This is a genomic window from uncultured Cyclobacterium sp. (assembly GCF_963976465.1).
GTDB lineage: Bacteria > Bacteroidota > Bacteroidia > Cytophagales > Cyclobacteriaceae > Cyclobacterium.
The window spans coordinates 1-1,794 of the sequence record NZ_CAXBOC010000707.1 but is presented as its reverse complement, the minus strand read 5'-3'; the positions used below and the strand labels follow the sequence as shown (position 1 = coordinate 1,794).

Below are 1,794 nucleotides of genomic sequence, written 5' to 3'. Positions count from 1 at the left end.
TTCTTCTAAGCTTATCCATGACAATTCAAATTCCTTGGTGTGTGGGTTTAAATCTAATTTCACCTCTCCCTCTGCAGGAAAATATAGCAAGTACGACTCACCGGTCTTACCTATAAGGTAAGCTTCATTTTCTTCTCTGTCAGATAAACGATCCATCATGGGTTTTAAATTCCAAAATTTTACCTTTTCCTCTATTTTCCTTATCGTTTTGATGCTTTGTATGGGCCAATGACTTAACCCCAAACCATGAGGGGGTCTGTGAAATCTGCTGGAAGCAAAGCCACCTAAAATATTTCTAATGAATGTTTGCACGGCATGTTGGGTAGTAATTCCTCTGGAAAGCCAAGCTCCATGGGCATCACTACCATAAATTTTGACGGAATTAACCGGCCTGGGTTTGCCCTCGATGTAATTGAAGACATATTGTGCATTGTTCCAGTTGGTTTCACCTGTTTGGTGACTGTTTTGGGAGATATCTATAAAATCATACCGCTCCGGATTGTCTAATGTTCTTTTATGTTCCGCTGATTTAAGGTCCCAATGGTCCCACATTTCTGTTAAGACAATAGCTTTGTCACCTGTTTTCTCCCTAAGGAATGAAGCCCAATAGGTGGCCCATTCTTTCCTTCCACTTGTTTCATTGTCCAAACAGTAAAGTACGTTTCTATAGGCCAAAGAAATTGAAAGTAATTTTTCAACAAATGCTTGCTGGTATTTTAAAAGCAACTTATTGTTTTGAAGGCTGGGAGGAGTGAAGAAGAAGGGTTGTTTGTTTTGGCCCGGATGATCAGGATAGAGGCTATCCAACTTAGCTTCTTCGTAAGTGTAATTCACATTGTTTTTGGGATTGAAAGGATCCGTTAGCCATTGTTCCCTAGCATGGTCAAAACGATCCCAGATTTCAATCTGTACGATGATATTTCTTTCCTGCGCCAAACTTAACAGGTCTTCAAATTTTTGCCAGTAAGTGGAATTCCATTTTTTAAGGTCATACTTTCCACCCTCATTTTTGGAGAAGGCTTTTTCATCGGTTTCATCCCTATCACTCATGGTATTTCTGACATAATTGCCACCAATCATAGAAATGCTATCCAGGTGAGATTTTAAATTTGGCAACTGAAATAAGTTGTCATTGTCTGAAGCACCTAGTAAGAGTACAGGTTTTCCATTGTATTCCCAGTAGCTGGGGTTTTCTGACCAAGGTTGGATGCCTGAGGCTGAATTTTCTTCACTGTTTTCTATTTTATTATCGCATGCGCTGATTAAGAAGAAAATAGATAAGGGGTACAAATAGCTAATGCCTGTGTTTTTTTTAGAATGGCGACCCTTTGAATTGTCGGCTGAAATAATAGTAGTAAAAAAGTTAAGTATTTTACTAGAGAATTGACTCCTGAAAATTGCTTTTTCATAGGGTTCATGGGAATATTGTTTGCAAGGGAGATAAATGATTAGGTGAATTTTACATCCTTAATGGGATTACTTACTGGCTTCCACCTTAATCTAAATAGGCAATACCCTTCTAATATCAGCTATTTATTCCACAAGAAGAATTATTCCTATCGAAATTTTAAAAGAAGTTTAGGTATTATATTAATCAAATAGCTATTCTCAATCGTATAATTGTTTAGGTATAGCGATGATGCGATATATTATTTGTTAAACAAAAGAGGCTCAAAATTTGATTTTTGAGCCTCTTTAACCTTAGTTATACATACAAATCAAATTAAAACTCCGCATTTCCCGGAGTTCTTGGAAATGGTATTACGTCACGAATGTTTCCCATACCTGTGACAA

The 1,794-nt window shown here is 37.2% G+C and carries 1 protein-coding gene; it reads right to left on the bottom strand.

The window, feature by feature from the left end; all coding sequences use genetic code 11:
• On the bottom strand, positions 1-1,290 hold a 1,290-nt coding region (locus AAC037_RS24120; RefSeq protein WP_339906223.1), incomplete at its 3' end, for a hypothetical protein.
• Between the last annotated feature and the right edge of the window lie 504 nt (positions 1,291-1,794).